1 protein-coding gene and 1 pseudogene are annotated in these 1,002 nt (G+C 68.0%); both read right to left on the reverse strand.

Annotation, left to right across the window (positions count from 1 at the left end; translation table 11 throughout):
- On the reverse strand, positions 1-646 hold a 646-nt coding region (locus tag AB0B85_RS33605; protein ID WP_357413811.1), incomplete at its 3' end, for a M23 family metallopeptidase.
- 104 nt (positions 647-750) lie between these two features.
- Positions 751-1,002: pseudogene (locus AB0B85_RS33610) on the reverse strand (hypothetical protein); the annotation flags it as partial.

Raw genomic sequence — 1,002 nt, forward strand, 5'->3', positions numbered from 1 at the left:
GAGGCTCCTCCGACAGCACCGTCTTCAACCGGCGGCCCGTACCCGACTCGATCTCCGAGTACGTCAACCTGCCATCGGCCAGCACCCCGTACACCAAGATGTTGCCGCAGTTCGCGCTCACCGCCCGAACCTCTGGCGACTTCGGCTCGCCGCTTGGCGAGCCGTCGGTGGTGATGCCGGACGGGGCACCGTTGAAGTAGGACTCGACCTTGGCCCCGTCACGTCGCTGCTCGTGGTGCAGGTGTTCGCCGCTGGAATTGCCGGTGGTGCCGACCCGGCCGAGCAACTGACCCTGGCCGACCTGCTGACCGGTCGAGACAGCGGGCGTCGAGACCATGTGCAGGTAGAGCGACTCCCAGCCGCCGCCGTGATTGAGTTTGACGTAGTTGCCCGCACCGCTGTCATAGCCGGCGTAGGCGACGGTGCCCGCGGCAGAGGCGAGAATGGGCCGGCCGGCCGTGGTCCCCGTGGTGGCGAACATGTCAATGTCGTAGTCGTCGTGGCCGGGATAGGTGGACATCCGCCACACGTCGTCGCAGGCGAACGGAAGCTGGAAGTTCGGCCGGGCGCCAGCGGCCTGGGCGGCGGCCGAATCGACGATGTCCAGCGCCGAAACGCCGGTCCCGGCCAGCGCCATGGCGGCCAGGGCTGCCGCCGTCAGGCGTCGTACCCGGTGGGGCTGAGTCATGTCTCGTCGCTCCTCAATGGCGGAGATCTGGAGGTACCGGAGGTTGGCCATGGTCGGGCGCCTCAGTTGGCGAAGGGCTGGGCGGACAGCAGGGTCTGGGTCCAGCCGGAGTCGTCGACGGTGCCCTGCCCGATGAGGTCGCTGCCGTCGCGGTCGTACGGATCCTGATCGAGGTAGCGGTGCAGCGCACCGTTGCTCGTGCGGCCGTAGTAGATGCCGGCGCCGGGCGAGACCAGGTGGGTCATGCCCTGCCAGGTGCTGTCCTTCAGCTCACCCGAGGACCAGGAACCCGCACCATTGATCTTGTACGACAG

It is taken from the genome of Micromonospora sp. NPDC049044 (genome assembly GCF_040649215.1).
GTDB lineage: Bacteria > Actinomycetota > Actinomycetes > Mycobacteriales > Micromonosporaceae > Micromonospora.